The organism is Microbacterium sp. Root180 (assembly GCF_001428485.1).
GTDB lineage: Bacteria > Actinomycetota > Actinomycetes > Actinomycetales > Microbacteriaceae > Microbacterium.
In genome coordinates, this window is record NZ_LMHS01000003.1 from 347,456 (window position 1) to 365,674 (window position 18,219).

General features: G+C 68.3%; 15 protein-coding genes. 6 read left to right on the top strand and 9 right to left on the bottom strand.

Annotated elements, in window-relative coordinates; genetic code table 11:
- Positions 1–18 precede the first annotated feature (18 nt).
- The 4 genes from ASD93_RS09090 (at position 19) to ASD93_RS09105 (ending at position 5,735) form a co-directional block, all read left to right on the top strand.
- Positions 19–1,416 carry an O-antigen ligase family protein gene (locus tag ASD93_RS09090; RefSeq protein WP_056121538.1) on the top strand — a complete coding sequence of 466 codons (1,398 nt, stop codon included), beginning with the start codon at positions 19–21 and terminating at the stop codon, positions 1,414–1,416.
- Positions 1,413–2,747: an O-antigen ligase family protein gene (locus ASD93_RS09095; RefSeq protein ID WP_056121540.1), complete on the top strand. Its 1,335-nt coding sequence runs from the start codon at positions 1,413–1,415 to the stop codon at positions 2,745–2,747. Before ASD93_RS09090 ends, ASD93_RS09095 begins: the two co-directional genes overlap by 4 nt.
- Before the next feature lie 88 nt (positions 2,748–2,835).
- Positions 2,836–4,746 (top strand): glycosyltransferase, encoded by a 1,911-nt coding sequence (locus ASD93_RS09100; protein WP_056121542.1) that lies wholly within the window; start codon positions 2,836–2,838, stop codon positions 4,744–4,746.
- Positions 4,743–5,735 (top strand): glycosyltransferase, encoded by a 993-nt coding sequence (locus ASD93_RS09105; protein WP_056121544.1) that lies wholly within the window; start codon positions 4,743–4,745, stop codon positions 5,733–5,735. The genes ASD93_RS09100 and ASD93_RS09105 overlap by 4 nt, the downstream gene beginning before the upstream one ends.
- Here ASD93_RS09105 and ASD93_RS09110 read toward each other — a convergent pair whose 3' ends face one another.
- Positions 5,736–7,055, bottom strand: a complete 1,320-nt coding sequence (locus ASD93_RS09110; protein ID WP_056121546.1) for an O-antigen ligase family protein — start codon at positions 7,053–7,055, stop codon at positions 5,736–5,738. It abuts the gene before it with no gap.
- A gap of 7 nt (positions 7,056–7,062) precedes the next feature.
- A complete protein-coding gene (locus tag ASD93_RS09115) occupies positions 7,063–8,856 on the bottom strand; it encodes a DUF4012 domain-containing protein (RefSeq protein WP_157536915.1) in 1,794 nt (597 codons plus the stop codon).
- An 83-nt stretch (positions 8,857–8,939) separates the two neighbouring features.
- On the opposite strand from ASD93_RS09115, the gene ASD93_RS09120 reads away from it, so the two are divergent.
- Together ASD93_RS09120 and ASD93_RS09125 are read left to right on the top strand one after the other, a co-directional pair.
- Positions 8,940–10,232 (top strand): nucleotide sugar dehydrogenase, encoded by a 1,293-nt coding sequence (locus ASD93_RS09120; RefSeq protein ID WP_235566921.1) that lies wholly within the window; start codon positions 8,940–8,942, stop codon positions 10,230–10,232.
- 4 nt (positions 10,233–10,236) lie between these two features.
- Positions 10,237–11,379, top strand: a complete 1,143-nt coding sequence (locus ASD93_RS09125) for a hypothetical protein (protein WP_056121550.1) — start codon at positions 10,237–10,239, stop codon at positions 11,377–11,379.
- On the opposite strand, the gene ASD93_RS09130 is transcribed toward ASD93_RS09125, so the two are convergent.
- From ASD93_RS09130 to ASD93_RS09160, 7 genes are read right to left on the bottom strand one after another with little or no spacing between them, the layout of a single operon-like run.
- Positions 11,372–12,403, bottom strand: coding sequence for a glycosyltransferase (locus tag ASD93_RS09130; protein ID WP_056121552.1), 1,032 nt, complete (start codon positions 12,401–12,403; stop codon positions 11,372–11,374). The two genes, ASD93_RS09125 and ASD93_RS09130, sit on opposite strands and share 8 nt — an antisense overlap.
- Entirely contained in the window at positions 12,396–13,748 is a 1,353-nt protein-coding gene (locus tag ASD93_RS09135) for an O-antigen polymerase (RefSeq protein ID WP_056121554.1), read from the bottom strand. The genes ASD93_RS09130 and ASD93_RS09135 overlap by 8 nt, the downstream gene beginning before the upstream one ends.
- Positions 13,741–14,877, bottom strand: a complete 1,137-nt coding sequence (locus ASD93_RS09140) for a glycosyltransferase family 4 protein (RefSeq protein ID WP_056121556.1) — start codon at positions 14,875–14,877, stop codon at positions 13,741–13,743. The genes ASD93_RS09135 and ASD93_RS09140 overlap by 8 nt, the downstream gene beginning before the upstream one ends.
- Positions 14,877–15,809: an NAD-dependent epimerase/dehydratase family protein gene (locus ASD93_RS09145; RefSeq protein ID WP_056121557.1), complete on the bottom strand. Its 933-nt coding sequence runs from the start codon at positions 15,807–15,809 to the stop codon at positions 14,877–14,879. Before ASD93_RS09145 ends, ASD93_RS09140 begins: the two co-directional genes overlap by 1 nt.
- Positions 15,806–16,486, bottom strand: coding sequence for an acetyltransferase (locus tag ASD93_RS09150; RefSeq protein ID WP_056121559.1), 681 nt, complete (start codon positions 16,484–16,486; stop codon positions 15,806–15,808). The genes ASD93_RS09145 and ASD93_RS09150 overlap by 4 nt, the downstream gene beginning before the upstream one ends.
- On the bottom strand, positions 16,483–17,106 hold the full coding sequence (locus ASD93_RS09155; RefSeq protein ID WP_056121561.1) for a sugar transferase: 624 nt from the start codon (positions 17,104–17,106) through the stop codon (positions 16,483–16,485). The genes ASD93_RS09150 and ASD93_RS09155 overlap by 4 nt, the downstream gene beginning before the upstream one ends.
- A complete protein-coding gene (locus ASD93_RS09160; protein WP_235566922.1) occupies positions 17,103–18,218 on the bottom strand; it encodes a DegT/DnrJ/EryC1/StrS family aminotransferase in 1,116 nt (371 codons plus the stop codon). Before ASD93_RS09160 ends, ASD93_RS09155 begins: the two co-directional genes overlap by 4 nt.
- Position 18,219: the final 1 nt, after the last annotated feature.

Below are 18,219 nucleotides of genomic sequence, written 5' to 3' on the forward strand. Positions count from 1 at the left end.
GGGAGTAGCCTGGGAGCGATGGCCGTCCACTCGAAGCATCCGGCATCGGCACCGCCCGCGCCACCGGTACGTGAGAAGTCGGGCCACCTCATGCTGCGCGGCTGGTGCATCTTCGTGATGTTCATGGCCCTGTCCGGCACCGCCTGGGTGCACGCCTTCGGCGAGCTGAGCGCGGCCGTGATCACCATCGCGGGCGGACTCCTGTCCGTCGCGCTGTGGATCGTGATCCGCCCGCCCGTCGCGTGGCGGAGACTCCCGTGGTTCGTCGTCGCCTTCGTCGCGCTGGCGACGCTGTCGCTGCTGTGGTCGGCGTGGCCCCAGACGACGGCACTCACCCTCCTGCTGCTGTGGATCACCACGACCCAGGCCCTGTTCATCGGCAACGTGCTGACCTGGCGGGAGCTCGTCCGGGCGGCGGCATCCGCTCTGAAATGGGTGCTGGCGCTGTCGATCCTGTTCGAGCTGTGGGTGGCGGTGTTCGTCCAGGCGCCGGTCCTCCCCGGGTTCGAGGTCGCCACGGCCGCCGACCCGATCGAATACTGGTCGCGGAACAACCTCTTCGAGGGCGGCCGCCTCCAGGGGATCATGGGCAACGCCAACCTGCTCGGGCCGGTCGCCCTGCTCGCGATCATCGTGTTCGGCATCCGGATCGCGTTGCGCGCCCCGCGGCGCGGGCTGCTGTGGGCGTGGATCGGACTGTCGGCATACCTCTTCTACCGGGCCTCGTCGGCGACGGCGTACGTGGCCGCGGCCGCGGTCGTCGTCGTGCTCGCCACTGTGCTGCTGATGCGCCGCGCACGGCGACCGCACGAGCGCACCAAGTACTACGTCGCCTACGCGGTCGTCGGCCTCGGCGGCCTCGCCGCCCTGTACTTCCTGCGCGACAGCATCTTCGCGGCGCTCGGGCGCAGCGCCGATCTGACCGGCCGCGAGGACATCTGGGACGCCGTGCTGGAGCGGGCCGGCGAGCGGCCGTGGCTCGGCTGGGGCTACGCGACGCCGTGGGCCCCCTGGGACCCCGCCTTCGACGGCTGGATCATCGACCACGGCCAAACCGTGCTCCAGGCGCACAACATGTGGGTCGACATCCGCATGCAGCTCGGCATCGTCGGAGTCGTCGTCACCGCATTCGTCTACCTCGCGTTCGTCTGGCGGTCGTGGTTCTTCGCCGTGGACCGTCCCCGGTGGGACCTGCGCGACGACCGGCCCTACTCCCCCATCACCCTCCTGCCGACCCTGATCGGTGCGATCGTCCTCGTGCAGGGACTCGCCGAGTCCAGTCCGCTCCTCCTGTGGGGCTGGATGTTCGTGGTGATGCTCGGCGCCAAGATCAAGCAGTCCCCCCACGTCGGCGTGGGCCCGGCCGAGCAGAGCCTCGCGATCGAGCGGGGCGAGCCGACGAAGCAGGCGCCGTGACGGCGGCTTCCGGCGCGCGCCCCCCGCACGGGTGGTTCCTGACGCTCCTCGGGTCGGCCGATCTCGCCCGCGCCTATACGGTGACCGTGCTCGGCGCGGTGTTCGCGTCGTTCGCGATCGAGCGCCTGGCCGGCCGGGTGACGTACGTCTCGATCATCGTGGGGCTGTGCGTGCTCGGCGCCGGTATCCTCGCCACGCGGCGCCAGGAGATCTCGCTGCTGCGTCTCGTGCCGACGACGCTCGTGCTGTTCCTCGGATGGGCGCTCGCGAGCGTCTTCTGGAGCTCCGACTCCGCGACCTCGTTCTGGAGCTGGGTGACCACCGCCGCCCTCGCCTTCCTCGCGGTGGTGATCGGCCACGTCCGCGACACCCTTCAGACCGTGAGAGCGCTCGGCGACGTCCTCCGGGCGCTGCTGGCGGTGTCGCTCGCCGTCGAGGTGCTCTCGGGCATCCTGCTCGACATCCCGATCCGGTTCCTCGGCGTGCAAGGCAACATCGCTGAGCTCGGACCGATTCAAGGCATCTTCGGAACGCGCAACATGCTCGGCTTCGTCGCGGTCCTGGCGCTCATCACGTTCCTCATCGAGTACCGCACGCAGTCGGTGCGCCCGGGTCTGTCGTACGCCTCGGTGCTGCTTGCCGGCGGACTCGCCGCGCTCAGCGACTCTCCGACCGTCCTCGTGCTCGCGGTCGGCGTCGGCCTCGCCGTGGCCGCTCTCGCGCTGGTCCGGCACACCCGCCCGGAACACCGGGGCGCCCTCCAGCTCGGCCTGGGCGCGCTCGTGGTCGTCGGTGTGCTCGTGGGCTACTTCGCACGGCATCCGATCATCGCGTGGCTGGGCGCCGGCACCGACTTCTCCATGAGGGTGAACCTGTGGAACGTGATGGTCGACTACGTGCGATTCGAGCCCGTCCTCGGCTGGGGATGGTTCGGCGCATGGAGCCCGCGCGAGTACCCCTTCGGCATCATCAACTACATCCTCGATTCGTCGCACGCCACCGGACTCAACGCCTACTTCGACGTGCTGCTTCAGCTCGGCTGGGTCGGACTGTTCTTCTTCATCGCGCTCGCGGCGATCGCGCTGGTGCGGGCCTGGCTCGCCGCGAGCGAGCGGCGATCGGTGATCTACGCGTGGACGCCGCTGATCCTCATCGCACTGCTCATCGACTCGATGTTCGAGAGCTTCACGCTCGTCGGGATCGGATGGATGATGCTCGTGCTGTGCGCGGTGCGCGCCGGACAGTCCCGCTCGTGGCGGGAGCGGATCGACGCGCCGGGCACCGAGGGCGGGCTTCCCCGCGACCGCGACGATCCGCTCGTCACGGGCTGAGCCGTTCACAGGGGAGCCCACGACGGGCAGGGTAGGCTTCTTCCCTGGCCCGACGCCCCGCGCCCCGCCCGCTCATGGAAGTCCCCACGTGACACACATCCTTCAGAACGTCGTCTTCCCGACTGACCGCGATCCCGACCTTCTTCCCCTCTACGTGGACCCTGAGACGTGGTCCGTGATCGACGAGGAGCCGGTGCGCGTCTCCAACCGGGCGCAGCTCGGCAACATCCTCGGGCGCACCTCCGCGCGGATCCTCGCCGGTCGGCGGGTGTCTTTCGGAACGTACTTCAATGCCTTCCCGGCCTCGTACTGGCAGCACTGGACGACGGTCCGCGACGTCCGTCTCACGGTCCGCACGAGCGGACCTGCGACGATCCTCGTCTACCGCTCGAACGGCTCGGGCGTGCGCCAGCGCATCGAGACCCGCGAGGTCGAGGGCGCCACGGCAACCGTGTTCGATCTGGTCCTGGACCAGTTCAGCGACGGCGGCTTCATCTGGTTCGACATCGTCGCCGATGAGAAGAGCGCCATCTTCGAGGGAGCGGAGTGGACGACCGAACAGGATCCCACCCGCGCGGGCAAGGCCTCGATCGGCATCACGACGTACAACAAGCCGGACTACTGCGTGTGGACGCTGATGAACCTGGCGGAGTCGCCGGACGTTCTCGAGCTGCTCGACCGCATCTTCATCATCGACCAGGGCGATCGCCGCGTCGACGCTCAGCCCGAGTTCGCCGAGGTCTCGGCGGCGCTGGGCGAGACCCTGCAGATCGTGACCCAGCCGAACCTCGGCGGCTCCGGCGGCTTCGCGCGCGTGATGGCGGAGAGCCTCGCCCGCCCCGAGACCGAGTTCGTCCAGCTGATGGACGACGACGTCCGACTCGAGCCGGAGTCGGTCCGGCGCTCGATCGTCTTCGCGCAGTACGCGACGGTGCCGACCATCGTCGGGGCCCACATGTTCGACCTGCTCGACCGTCCGAAGCTCCACGCGTGGGCCGAGGTCGTGGACGAGGAGCCGTTCATGTGGCGGGCGCTCTACCAGGAGAAGCTCCCGCACGACTTCAGCGTGGCGAACCTGCGTCAGACGCCCATGCTTCACATGCGCCTCGACGCCGACTACAACGGCTGGTGGATGTGCCTCATCCCGATCGCGGCGATCCGCGAACTGGGACTTCCGCTCCCGGCGTTCATCAAATGGGACGACGCGGAGTACTGCCTGCGGGCACGGGAGGCCGGCTATCCGACCGTGTCGCTCCCCGGCGTCGCGCTGTGGCACGTGTCATGGGTCGGCAAGGACGACACCATCGACTGGCAGGCCTACTTCCACGCCCGCAATCGCATCGTGGCGGCCCTCCTCCACTCGAACGCGCCCAACGGCGGCACGCTCCTGCGTCACAGCCGGCGCATGGATCTCAAGCACCTCATGATGATGCAGTACTACCCCGTCGCCCTGCGCCACCGGGCACTTCAGGACGTGCTGTCCGGCCCCGAGCACATGCGCCGCAATCTGGCGACCGCGATGCCCGAGGCCCGTGCGGTCGCCGCCGACTTCCCCGAGACCGTCATCCACAAGGACTCCGGGGTCCCGCTCCGCTCTCGACGCGGGCGCGTCGTCTTCACGCACCGTTCGGTGCACAAGCTCGACAACCCCACCGGGCTGCGCCTGCGCTGGTTCACGCTGAGCACCCTCGTCTCGCACTGGTTCCACGCGCCGCGGCCCGAGAACATCGCGCAGCCCGAGGTGGAGTTCGGCAAGGGCGATGCGCACTGGTGGCGGCTGCCGATCTACGACAGTGCGCTGGTGAGCGCCGCCGACGGGTCGGGCAAGAACATCTACACGCGCGATCGGCGCCAGTACCGCCGGATGCTGCGAGAGAGCGTGCGCCTCCACCGGCGGCTGCAGCGAGAGTGGCCGAAACTCGCCGCCCGGTACCGAGCGGCCTCCGACGAACTGACCTCGCTCGAAGCGTGGCAGGGCACCTTCGGGAGCGGCCGATGAGCGCGGCATCCGTCTCCGCCGCCTTCGACCCGGCGAGCGCCACGATCGCGATCGTGACCTACAACCGCTCCGGTCTGCTCACGCGTCTGCTGGAGAGCATCGCGCTCATGGACCCGAAGCCGGGCCACGTCGTCATCATCGACAACGCCTCATCGGACGACACGTCCGCCGTGGTCGAGTCGTTCCGCGACCGCATCGGCACGGAGCTCGTCTACCACCGCATGGAGACCAACACCGGCGGCTCGGGCGGATTCAGCGAGGGCATGCGCGTCGCCTACGAACTCGGCTCCGAGTGGATCTGGCTCATGGACGACGACGTCGAGGTGCTTCCCGACGGCCTCGCCCGGATGGGCGCGTGGTCCCCACGATTCAAGAGCATCCAGGGCCGACGCTACGACTACGACGGCAGCGAGTTCTACTGGCAGTACCGGCTGTCGATCCCCTTCGGCATCCCGATACCGTTCGCACCCGCCGGATTCGACGCCTCCGGCTACCGCGAGATGAACAGCGGATGCTTCGAGGGCATGTTCATCCACCGCGACATCGTGTCGCAGATCGGCCTCCCCGACCCGCGCTTCTTCATCTACTGGGACGACTCGGTCTACGGCTGGCTCGCCTCGCGCCGGACGACCGCCGTCATCGTCGACGAGTTCGTGCTGCGCCGCACGCGCGAGATCCGTCAGTGGGACATGGGCATCCGGCACCTGAACGCTTCGAGCGACGCCTACCGGTACTACATCATGCGCAACCGCGGGCACATGAAGCACTACTTCAAGGTCAACGGCGCCTACCGGCCGGTGCGCTTCTGGCTCGGCTCCGTGCTGACGTTCGCGAAGGAGCTGATCCGCCTGGTGTTCGTCGAGCGCAAGGTCCGGGGCACCAGCAACCTGTTCCGCGGCATCCGGGATGGGCGCAAGATCGCGAAGGACGCGACCTGGGCCCCGATGCCTCCGCTGGCGGCGCGAACGGAAGGCGAGCCGCAGGGCTGACTAGTCGGAGCCGCGGCTCGAAGCTACGCGCAGGCCAAGTGAGGGAGCCGGCTGGCCGACGAGCGCTGAGTTCACGACACCGATGACCAGGAACAAAGCCCAGAAGTGGCCGGGAGCCTGGAGAATCGGGTTCACGGCATTGGCCAGGGCGACGGCGAGAGCCGCAGTGGCGGTGACCGCAAGCACGGGCCGCAGGTCCGGTCGGCGTCGCTGAGCACGCCACAGCGCTAGCACCGTCGTCACTGCGATCGCAATCAGCAGGATGGCTCCCAAGGCCCCTGTCTGAAACAGAAGGAGGTGGTACTGCATTTCGAACGCCCACGCACGCTCGTCGTTGCGCGCGTAGCCGTCGATTGTCGCGCCGATGCCGTGCCCCCACACCGGCGATTGGAGGAAACCCTCCCAGAGCCGCTGGACCTGCTCCAAACGAAGCCGCTCGTCGATGGACGTCGCCTCTCCAGCCAGCAATCCTCCGATACCGGCGAGAGTCCGTGCGACGATGGGCAGCCGCTGGGCAAGCAGAACGCCCACCGCGGCAACTGCTACGCACGCCGTGGCGAGCACCCACCGTCGACGCGACCACGGGTTCGCCTTCCAGTCACGCGTCGCGAGATAGGCGACGCCCACGAGGACGGGCGCGACGACGGCCAGCGCGAGACTGGCCCGCCGGGTCGAAAGGAGCGCCGCGAGACATGAAAGGACCGCCGCGGCGATCACCAGGACTCGGGGTGGGAGATGGCGGGCATCTCCGAAGAAGAGGGCCATGAGCCACATCGGCGTAAGCGCGATCAGGCTGGATGCTCCGTAGACACCGACAGCGCTGGCCAGCCCGCTTCCGGTCACGTCTGCGTCGAAGACGACCCGGAGAAACGTGGGAAGCGCTCCCGAGGCCGATGACCCGATCGCTGCGGCCACCAGCATGACCGCACTGAGCGCGATCGTCGCCCAGGCGAGGACCACCAGCACGGAACGCAGCAGGGCCTCCGAGATGGCCACGCTCCAGATCCAGAAGAGCACGGGAGCCCCCACCCACGCGATCAAGGAATGCTGCCACCCGGGATTGCCGAATCCAACAGCGAAGCCCAGGACCATGAGGGCGGCGGACGCGACAACGACCGGCACGAGCGCGTGCGCTAAGCGGCGCCGCTCGAGCACCGCGAGCGTGAGCGCGGAAATTCCCGCAAGAGCCAGAGCCGAACTGAGGATAGCGGTGTGACCAACCGGAAGCACGACGAAGTAAGCGAGGGTTGCAAGCAACGCGACACGGGCCGCGCCAATGGCGATCGTCTCCGGCAGAACGATGCTCCGACGTGGGTTCACGCGTGGATCAGTCCGCGACGCAGGCGAGCACGGAGTCCGTGAGCGTCGTGGGCTTCACCACGGGCGTCACGTCGGCGGTGATCGGCCTCTCAGACCCGTCGGCCGAGTATCGCAGCACGATGGTTCTGCTCTCGCCCGGGGCAAGCACGACGCGGACGGCTTCCACTGCCATTCCCCCATCGGTACCGGTGCGCGCTCCTACGATGTCGCCGCCAACCTCGCTGGCGACCAGAGAGTACCCGGCGGGGGCGTAGACGAGAGTCTCGAGCTGCATCGACCCCTTGGGGGTGTAATCCCCTGTGCCCGTCACATACTCGGGGAGACCAACGACAGACGCGGCATCCACCGTGTTGACGATCGTCACCGAGACCTGGACCTGCCGGGTGCCGTCCTGGCAATCGCCCTGCGCCACGTCCACGCTCTGCGTCATGAAGCGCTGCATCTTTCCTGGCGTGAAGTCAGTGAAGTAGACGCCGATTCCGTCCGATTTCTCAGTCTGCGCCGGACCGCGCTTGTCGACGCCGGTGCCAGCGATCAGCTGCTGCTCGCTCTCCCGCGAGCTCCATATACGGACCCTGCCCTCCTCCACGGCGAGGCCGATAACCGACACCAGCTTCGCCGGGTCGGCGCCGCCGGACATGAGCGCTTGGAGCGTCTTGCCGGCGAAGGCCTGATTGATCAGGTCGACCTCGGCAGGCTCGTAGTCGTAGTACAGGTCGCCGAGCAGGAGCGGGACCGCGTTATCGTTCGAGATCTCCAGTCCGTCGAAAATAGGAATCGGCCCTGTCGCGACGAGGAGGTAGCTCAGCGCGAGGGTGTCCATTGAGATCACGGCGTCGACAGTGACGCCTGTCTTGTGACGCCACATCTCGCGAGCGATCTCGAACGTGAGGTCGAACCTCGGCGTCTTGGTGGCGTTCTGCACGTGAGTGCCGAGACCGAACGGGTACAGGTCGCGGACGTCGTCGGCGATGGGAACGATCGGCTCGGCGAACTGCTCCATGTCTCGCCCGGACGCCGAGGACTGTGCCACGACACTCACGGCGCCATCCTCTATGTGCAGCTGTGCCAACGACCCGACCGTTCCGCCGGCCGGCATGACCTCGCCGTTGTTCTGGAAGATCACGAGGACGTCGCGCGGACCGTCCTGACCGAGCATCGACGGCAGGGCATCGACGACGGGCATCGCCGGACCGATGAGGGAAGACACGCGCTCGAGCGCGTCGTCGATCCGCTTCACGCCCCCGCTGACGGGGCCGACCAGGATGCCTCGGTCGACCGAGGCCATGAGGCCCTCGGCTTCACTGACCGAACCGGCGATGGCGTGGAAGGTGGAGATGAGCGTGCTGATCGACGCGGTGTCGATCCGCCCGTCAACCGGAGTCAGCTGCGCCAGACTCAATGTCGACGCGGGGACGATCGCACCGCGGGCGATCTCGTCAACGGTCGCAGTCGCCATTCGCACGGCGTAGAGGTTCTGGCCGACGAACGGAACGACCTCCATCGCTCGCCAGACGAACCCGTCCGTGTCCGCGCTCGCTTTCCGCGCCGTCTCGGCGAGGTCGGCGGCCTTCGCCTGCGCCTCCTCGCTCTTGCCCGCGACGATCAGCTCCTGGATTTGCGACACCGCCGGCATCGCCGCCTCCAGGCTGTCGCGGGCTCCGAGCGCTTTGGGCAGAATGATGGCCGATACTCCGCCCACCACCACGATGAGAAGACCGACGATGCCGAGGGTCCATGCGAGTGCGCGTCGGCGTTTGGCGCGCTTCTTACGTATTACTCGTCGATTCCCCGCAGGCATGAGGAGAATGCTACCGATTCCAGCCTGAGCGAAAGCCCACCGCCGTGGCGTGGAGGAGTCCCGGAACGAAATAGGCTTTAGTCGTGCAACACCTTCCCTCGCGTCACACTTCCGCGAACCCCGCCAAGCTGGTTGTGGTCGGTCAGGGCTATGTCGGTCTCCCCGTCGCGATGAGGGCGGTAGAGAAGGGGTATTCCGTCGTAGGAATCGACCTCGATCAGAATCGGGTGACTGCGCTCAAGTCGGGCGACTCGTATGTCGACGACGTCACGTCCGCCACCCTTCGCGAGGCCCTGTCGTCGGGCCGGTACGTCGCCACCGCCGACTATGCGGATGCCGCAGGCTTCGACGTTGCGGTGATCACCGTGCCCACGCCGCTCCGCGAGGGAATGCCCGACATCTCCTATATCGAGTCGGCCGGCGAATCGCTGGCCGCGCACCTGAAGCAGGGCGCGCTGGTCGTCCTCGAGTCGACGACGTACCCGGGAACCACCGAAGAGGTCCTGGTTCCGCTGCTGGAGCGCGGATCCGGACTGGTGGGGGGCTCGGAGTTCTCTGCCGGCTACAGCCCCGAGCGCATCGATCCCGGGAACCCGACATGGGGGTTCTGGAACACGCCCAAGGTCATTTCGGGGATCGACGCCCGGTCGCTGGCGGCTGTGAGCGAGTTCTACGCGAGCCTTGTCGACACGGTCGTGCCTGTGCGCTCACCCAAGGAGGCGGAGCTCACCAAGCTCCTCGAGAACACCTTCCGCCACGTGAACATCGCCCTCGTCAACGAGTTGGCGATCTTCTCCCACCAGCTGGGGGTGGACATCTGGGAGGCGATCGACGCTGCGGCGACAAAGCCGTTCGGCTTCATGAAGTTCACGCCCGGCCCGGGCGTCGGCGGGCACTGTCTGCCGGTGGACCCCAGCTACCTCTCGTGGCGGGTGCAGCGTGAGCTCGGTCAGAGCTTCCGCTTCGTGGAACTCGCCAACGACATCAACGACCACATGCCCGACTACGTCGTGCAGCGCGCCCTGCGGATGCTGAACGATCATTCGAAGTCGCTGCGCGGTTCGCGAGTGCTGCTGGTCGGCCTCTCCTACAAGCGCGATACGGGCGACATCCGTGAGTCGCCGTCGCTGCGACTCATCGAACTGCTGCGAGAGTACGGCGCGGAGGTGAGCGCCGCTGACGAGCGGGTCGAAGCGCATCGCTGGCCGGCGGGAGTCGAACGCGTGTCGCTCACGGCCGACGCCGTCGATGCCGCGGACCTCGTCATCCTGGTCACCGACCACTCGGATTTCGACCTCTCGGTGATCGAGAACGCGACGACGTCGACGCTGGACACCAAGCACCGTCTCCAGGCTGCGCACGTCACCCAGTTGTGACGGCATGAAGACGGCTCTCGCGTCGCTCGCCTCGGCCATAGGGATGCTCGGGGTCCAGGTCGTCGCGCTCGTGATCCTGCAGCCCGCGGAGTTCGGGCTGTTCTCGTCGGTGTACCTGCTGGGCGCTCTCCTCCTCTCTATCAGCCTCTCCGTCGTCTGCGACAGTTGGGCCCGCCTCGCGCGCTCGTCCGAGACGGTGCGAGATGACTGGGGCAGCTACGGTGCTGCGAGCTTCTACCTTTGCGTGCTCGGCGGAGTGGTCGCCGGCGTCGTCGCCCTCTTCCTTCCTCCCCTGGCTCCGTATTGGTGGCTCGCGGCGGTCGCCGTGTTCGCGATGGGCTACCGCTCGAGCGCCCGCTTCTACAGCCTCCACCAGAGCCGTTGGAACGAGGTTCTCCCCGGCGATGTCGTGGGCGCGATGATCGCCGTCGTCGGAGGACTGTGGGCGTTCTTCGCAGCAGACGACCATCTCGGGGCCGTGATGGCGGTGTGGGCGGCCTCCACGTTGGGCGCCGCTGTGCTGTCGCGAATGCCCGTGAGCTGGCGACCGATGACGCTCATCCACTGGGGCTCCCGCCATCGCACGACGATCGGCCCCCTGCTGCGGGACTCGCTCCTGATGGACGCGGCCGCGATCGGCACGCCGTACGCGATGATCCCGCTGCTCGGTGTCGCCGATTTCGGGCTCTATAGAGCCGTGTCCAACGTCGCAGCGCCCGTGCGCCTGGTGCTTGCGCCGATCCGACCGCGCCTCGTGCTCACGACACCGACAGCGCGTCTGGGGATCTTGGTGACAGCGGCCGCGATCGTCACCGGCATGCTCGCCGCCGCAACGGTGTGGGCCATCGACGCGCTCGGGCTGGATCTGGGCACCTTGAGTCACCTCGGTGCGCTGGCGATCCCCACCGGCCTGTTCGTCGCAGCCAACTTGCAGAGCCACACGTTCTATCTCCTCGCGCGGGGCCACTCGGCCCCCCGCACGCTGTACGTCGGTCGAGCGGTGCAGACGGTGCTGGGCATCGTCCTTCCGATCGTCGGCGCCCTGCTGTGGGGTCTGGAGGGTGCCGTGTGGCTCTATGCCGTCGCGACGACCGTCAGCGCGGTCGTGTGGACCGTTCTGGTGTACCGCGGCCGCAGGATCACGTGAGCCCGACGGCGCGACGCCAGACATCGCGCCACGCCGCGAAGCTGTAATGGTCGCGGACCATGCGCAGGCCGGCCTCTCCCCGCATTCGGCGCGCAGCCTCGGGCTCATCGATGATCTGCTGCAGCGCACCGGCCCAGTCATCGACCGAGGAAGCGGCCAAGCCTGATGCGCCCGCGATGATCTCACGGTTGACCCCGACCGGGCTGGCCACGATCGGAAGCGCGGCGGCGGAGTACTGGAGCAGCTTGTAACCGCACTTGCCGCGGGTCCACGGATTGTCGGGCAGGGGCATGATTCCGACGTCAGCGCCCGAGAGCGCCGTCGCGAAGCCGTCGGGGCTCCACGCGATCCGATCGACCATCTGATCGAGCTCGCCGAGGCCGCGGTCACCGGCGCTGATGAGCGTCAGCCTGAGACCGTGCGAACGGTGGACGCGCAGGAGCGCCGGGGCGAGAGAGCTCAGATACTGCTCAGTCGCCGGCGATCCGATCCACACCGCCCGTGGGGTCTCCGATTGCGAGTAGTCGCTCTTGCGTCGGTAGTCGTCCGGTTCCACGCAGCTGGGGACCACCACGACGTTCCGGCTCACGGTCGACGCCGCATCCGCCAGGATGTCGTTTCCCGCGATCACGACGCCCGCAGCGGCCGCGGCGCGGCGCCAGATCCGGGCCTTCGCGAACGTTCCGCGGTCGAGCACGTGGAGCGCATCGTCGACGTCGTAGGCCGACCACTTCGCCCGTCGGAGCAACGCCTCCTCCACCCCGCCGCGGCTCAGCGGCGACGCCTGACGGGAGAGGAGCAGCGTGCGGCCGCCGACCGAGCGGCTGAGCCGACGCAGCCGACTCTCGGCGCGCGCGACGGCGAGAGGATGCATCAGGAGGTCTCGAGGGGAGTTCGTCGAGGTGTCGAGGTACGTCTGCGGCTCGGATCGGAGGCCGAGGTCCGCGAGCCAGTCGAAGACGCGGACGCGTGCGCTGCCTGCCATGCGTCCGTAGCTCGTGACGGTGATCAGGCGCTCAGCCATCGACTGACCTCCTTCGACGGGCGACCGCGCAGAGGATCACGACCCCCGCCGACGCGAGGTAGAGCGTCGTATGGAGCTTCTGCACGAACGGCGCGAGGAAGATCGTGGAGACCAGCAGCGCGGACAGCCAGAACCGCGCCGGGGAGAGTGCCCGGGTGCGGTACATGTACCCGATGAGAAGTCCCATCGCGAGCGCGCCCGCCGCGACGCCGAGCTCACGGAAGTCGCGGTAGAACGGCTCGAACCACGTGTAGACGTTGGTGAGGGTGCCGACGTCGACGAACGGCGCCACAGGGTTCCACGGTCGAGCACCCGGAATGATGCTGAGCGGCCCTTCGAAGAGCGCTGCGCCCCAGGTCTGCGGGTTGTAGTCCCCGTAGATCACGCGCGCGCCGTCCGCCCGCGGCCAGGCGACGTTGTCCGATGACGTCAGTGCCAGGAATGCGGGCGTCCCGGCGGTGAGGTAGACGAACGGACTCATGAGACCGGACTGTGCGAGCGCCGGCGACACGGTTTCACGCGCGGCTTGCCAGTCCCCCGTCTTGCCGAGCGCGGCGCCGAGCAGCTGGAACGCCAACACCGCGACCACCGCCAGCCCCGCGACGGCGCCCGCGATGGCCAGCGGACGGCGGGCGCGCCGTCGCGCGTGCGGGTCGGGAGCAGCCGAGCGGCGTGTGGCCAGGTACAGGGCGGCGATGGCCCACAGCACCGCCGTGAAGAGGTTCGTGCGCTGCAGGAGGAGGAGCATCGATGCGCCGACCGCGACCACGATCGCGGCACGCCACCACACCGACAGGCCGCCTCGGATCGACCGGGGAACGACGGCGACGGCGACGAGGAAAGGGCCGACGTACAGGAGAAGCCGCGCCCACAGCGGGACCGACGCCAGATACGAATCCGTGGCGCTGCGGATGCTGACGGGATCGGTGAACAGCGTCGCCAGACCGAACCGGCCGGCGATCACGAGGAGGTACGTCGCAAATCCGACCGCGTACGCGGCGAGGAGGATCCCCAGTGTGGTGCGTCCGACGATCGCGATGCTCTTGTCGGCTGGTGGCAGCGGCAGACGCGCGATTCTGCGCGCACCCCAGGCGGTCCCCCACCACGACCCGAGGTTGAAGAAGACGAGCCCGACGAGCAGGATGCCCCATGCGACGGGCGACGCCTCGCGATAGGCGATCAGGTTGGAGCCGACCAGCAACAGGGTCACCGCCCACACCGCGTTGTGGAGCACGCTCGGGAGCGCACCCTGCCGGTCGATCCTGACCGCGACGATCGTCAGTCCCGCCAGCACCGCGACCAGAATGACGGCGGCGATGCCGTTCGGAATCGTCGTCTCACCCACGGGTCACCGCTACCTCGCGCAGATCGTCGAGAAAGGCGCACAGCGCATCCTGTACGCGATCACGTGAGAACTCCGCCAAGACGAGCTCTCGGCCCGCCAGCCCCATCCGTCGTGCGAGGTCGTCGTCCTGCACGAGCCGTGTGAGAGCCCTCGCGAGCGACTGCGCGTCGCCCACGGGGACGATGATCCCGGTCACCCCGTCCTCCACGGAGTCGACCGCGCCCGTTGCGTCGGTCGTGACGACAGCGGTCGCCGACGAGGATGCCTCCAGGACCACGTTGGGAAAGCCCTCGCGTCGCGTGGGGAGGCACAGAACTCGCATCGTGGGATAGTACGCAGCGACATCCGCCACCTGACCCGTCACCACCGGCGTTCTGCGGAAGTCCTGGAACGCCTCCAGATCACTGCCGTCCATGCCCCCCACGATGAGGAGCTGGTGGTCGACCCCGTCATGCTCGAGAATGCCCGACGCGGCCGCGAGAATGTCCAGACCCTTGTCGTGGTTGAGCCGTCCGACGAAACCCACGACGGGCACGCTCGGATCCAGCCCGGTCACCGCGGGGGCTGGCCCCGGGGCGAAACGCGCGGTGTCGACCCCGTTCGAGCTGCCCCTGCCGAGCACCACCACGCGATCGGCCGAAGTGAGCCGAAGCTCCACGAGGCGTTCGGCAAGGCTCTGGCTGACGCACAGCGCGGTCGTCGCGCACCGCAGCGCCGCCTTCTCGAGGACCGTCAGCACCCTCCGCGTGAATCCTGTCGTCGTCTCGAGCCGAAGACCGCGCACGTGATAGATCCGGATCGGCACTCGCGTGAAGAACCCGGCGAGCGTGCCGAGCAGGCCGGCCTTCGGCGTCCCGACGAGGATCACCTCGGGTCGGAGGTGGCGCAGCAGGCGCAGCCAGCGCACGAGCGCGCGTGCGTCGCCCCACGGATCGGGGTCGCGCGACATCGGAAGCGTGTGCGTGGTCACACCGGGTGTCGCGTCGAGAATCGCCAGACGCTCGCCGCCGCCCGCCACGACGTGCACGTCCCAGCCCTCGCGGACGAGGCGTTCCGGAATTCCCGTCAGCAGGCTCAGCGAGATGTCGGCTGTCACCGCCACGACGATCCGACGTGACCGCGCGGGCATCAGCGACGTTCCTGGCGGAACCACTCCACGGTGGCGGCGACACCTTCTCTCAGCCCGACCGGTTCGACGGCCGGGAAGAGCTCGCGGATCCGCACACCGTCCGACTGCGACGCTCGTACATCTCCGGCGCGCGCCTCGACATGCTCCACTCGCAGACGTTCTCCGAGTTCATCCTCGAGCACATCGATCAGCTCGAGCAGGGTCGTGTTGGTGCCGAAGGCGAGATTGACAGGATGCTCCGACACGACCCGATCCGCGATCGCGCGGTGAAGCGTCTCAGTCACCGTGTCGACGAACGTGAAGTCTCGCGACTGCCTGCCGTCGGAGTGGACGACGAGCGGGTCGCCGCTCAGCGCGGCCGAGACGAATCGCGGCACGACGGCGGCGTAGGCGTGATCGGCGGCCTGCAGCGGTCCGTAGACGTTGAAGAACCGGAAGGCCAGCGTGGGCAGCCCGTACGACTTCTGGTACGCGATCGTGTACGCCTCTGCGCCGAGCTTCGTCGCGGCATACGGGCTCAGCGGGCGGGTCCAGTCGAATTCGGACTTGGGGAGCGCCGGGTTCGATCCGTACACCGAGCTCGAGGACGCGAAGATCACGTGCGCACCCTGCGTTCGCGCGCCCTCGAGCACGTTGAGCGTTCCGGTGAGGTTCGCGACGTGGCTGGCGATCGGGTCGTTGACCGAGCGCGGCACGCTTCCCAGCGCAGCCAGATGGACGACGGCATCCGCACCCGAGACCGCTGCGGCGACGGCGTCGCGGTCGGCGACCGAACCGTGGATGAACGCGGCAGTCACGCCTTCGAGATTCGCTTCGCTCCCGGTGCTGAGGTCGTCGAGGACGCACACATCCCAATCGGGCTCGTGCATGTTGAGGCGGCGAACGAGATTGGCGCCGATGAATCCCGCGCCTCCGGTGACCAGGATCCTCATGGCCGTGCTTCCTCTCTTGTGTGCGGCGCGCCGCGTGAATGCAGTCGTGCCGGAACACCGACGACCACCGCGGCAGCCGGGACATCCCGGGTGACGCATGCGGCGGCGCCGACCACGCTGTCCTGCCCGACGTGGATCCCCTGGAGGACGACCGCGCTGGCTCCGATGAGCACCCCGCTGTCCACGACCACTTCCCCCGACACGATCGCTCCCGGGTTGACGGAGGCGAACGCGTCCAGGCGCGCGTCGTGACCGATCGTCGCCGCGGGGTTGATGTGGACATGCCTACCGAGGCGGACGTTCGTGGAGATCTGTGCGCCGGACGCGATGATCGATCCCTCTCCGATGGTCGTCTGGGTACCGATGACCGCCGACGGATGGATGAGCGTCGCGGGGCGCATGCCTCGCGCGACGAGCCGTTCGACAACGGCCCGGCGCGCCGCCGGCGACCCGATCGCGACGGCGAATAGCGCGCCGGGCGCTTGCTCTGCGAACTCGTCGATCACGCCCAGATAAGGGCAGTCCCGCGCTGCGAGTCGGTCCTTGGCGATCTGGCTCGGCGAGTCGTCCACCACGCCGGCGACCCGGAAGCGAGGCGCCGTGCGATTGATCGCCGCGACGATGTCGAGCGTCTCCCGCCCGAACCCGCCCGCCCCGACGACGACGAGATCCTTCATTCGTCGGCGCCGATCGTGCCGCGGAACTCGGGCATCGTCGCATGTCCCGTCGCCGAGACACCCTGGCGACGCGCCACGATCCCCGCCGTAGCCATCAGGATCCGCGTGTCGACACGGAGCGATCTCGTGTCGACGTACTCCACATCGAGCCGCAGGCGCTCATTCCACGGAACGTCGTTCCGACCCCGCGACTGTGCCAGACCGGTGATTCCGGGCCGCACCTCGTGGCGCCGGGCCTGCTCGGGAGAGTAGCGGGACAAGTAGGCGGGCAGAAGCGGGCGCGGGCCGACGAAGCTCATGTCGCCGCGGAGCACGTTCCACAGCGTGGGGAGCTCATCGAGACTCGACGCGCGCAGCATCCTGCCGAAGCGCGTGAGGCGATCGGTGTCGTCTATGAGCCCTCGCTCCGTGTCGACGTCGCGCATCGTTCGGAACTTGCGAAGCACGAACAGATGACCCCCGCGGCCCGGACGCTCCTGGCTGAACAGGACCGGCCGGCCGAGGTTCATCGCCACGCAGACCGCCACGACCGCGATGATCGGCGACACGAGCACGAGCACCACCCCCGCATACGCGAAGTCGAGCACCCGTTTCACGCGATCGTAGATCTCGACCCTCATGCCCGACTCTCCAGGAAGGACCGGAGCGCCGTCTCGACCCGGGTGAACTGCTCTTCACTCAGCGCCGAACCGCTCGGGAGGGTGACCCCGCGACGGAACTGCCGCTCGGCCGCACCGCCGACTGTCGCGCCGTAAGAGGCGAACACGGGCTGAAGGTGCATCGGCTTCCACAGCGGCCGGGACTCGATGTTGCTTTCCGCCAGTCCGGCGATGAGCTCCGCCGGCGACCAGCCCGCGCCCTCGTCGACGATGATCGCGGTGAGCCACGCGTTGTCGTCATCGTCGTCGTCACCGCCGAAGATCCCCACCCCGTCGACCTCGGCGAAGAATGCACGATACCGCCGACGCCATTCGCGGCGCCGTGCCAGCATGTCGTCGAAGCGGGCCAGCTGCGCACGACCGAGCGCAGCGAGGATGTTGCTCAGACGGTAGTTGAATCCGATGTCGGCGTGCTCGTAGTGGCTCACGGGCAGCCGCGCCTGCGTCGCCAGGTGGCGCACGCGATCGGCGACGGCGGCGTCGTCGGTGACCAGCATCCCGCCGCCCGACGTCGTCATGATCTTGTTCCCGTTGAAGGAGAAGACCGACGCGCGGCCGAAGCTTCCGACGGGCCTCCCGTGGAAGCGCGCGCCGAAGGACTCGGCGGCATCGGCGAGCACCGGCACGCCGAACTCGGCGGCAAGCTGCTCGATGGCGGCGTAGTCGACGGCCTTCCCCAGCAAATCGACCGGGAGCACGGCACGGACGCTCTCGCCGTCCGCCTGTAACTGCGCCAGCGTCTCGCCAAGGAGTTGCACGTCGATATTGCCCGTCGTCGGGTCGGCGTCGACGAAGTGCGGGCGGGCGCCGGTGTACACGATCGCGTTCGCCGTCGCGGCGAAGGTCATGGTCGAGGTGACGACGACATCGCCGGGGCCGACGCCGAGCGCGAGCAGGCCCAGGTGCAGCCCCGCCGTGCCCGAGCTCAGCGCCACAGCGAATCGTGCGCCGACGCGCTCGGCGACCTCCCGTTCGAACGCGTCCACCTCGGGGCCGAGTGGCGCGATCCAGCCGGACCGCAGCGCGCGCAGGACGGCTTCCTCTTCGAGCGCGCCGGTGTCGGGTGAGGACATA

Coding starts and splice junctions, on each gene's coding strand:
- ASD93_RS09090 (WP_056121538.1), top strand. CDS start 19: ATGGCCGTCCACTCGAAGCATCCGGCATCGGCACCGCCCGCGCCACCG.
- ASD93_RS09105 (WP_056121544.1), top strand. CDS start 4,743: ATGAGCGCGGCATCCGTCTCCGCCGCCTTCGACCCGGCGAGCGCCACG.
- ASD93_RS09115 (WP_157536915.1), bottom strand. CDS start 8,856: ATGCCTGCGGGGAATCGACGAGTAATACGTAAGAAGCGCGCCAAACGC.
- ASD93_RS09125 (WP_056121550.1), top strand. CDS start 10,237: ATGAAGACGGCTCTCGCGTCGCTCGCCTCGGCCATAGGGATGCTCGGG.
- ASD93_RS09130 (WP_056121552.1), bottom strand. CDS start 12,403: ATGGCTGAGCGCCTGATCACCGTCACGAGCTACGGACGCATGGCAGGC.
- ASD93_RS09140 (WP_056121556.1), bottom strand. CDS start 14,877: ATGCCCGCGCGGTCACGTCGGATCGTCGTGGCGGTGACAGCCGACATC.
- ASD93_RS09145 (WP_056121557.1), bottom strand. CDS start 15,809: ATGAGGATCCTGGTCACCGGAGGCGCGGGATTCATCGGCGCCAATCTC.
- ASD93_RS09150 (WP_056121559.1), bottom strand. CDS start 16,486: ATGAAGGATCTCGTCGTCGTCGGGGCGGGCGGGTTCGGGCGGGAGACG.
- ASD93_RS09155 (WP_056121561.1), bottom strand. CDS start 17,106: ATGAGGGTCGAGATCTACGATCGCGTGAAACGGGTGCTCGACTTCGCG.
- ASD93_RS09160 (WP_235566922.1), bottom strand. CDS start 18,218: ATGTCCTCACCCGACACCGGCGCGCTCGAAGAGGAAGCCGTCCTGCGC.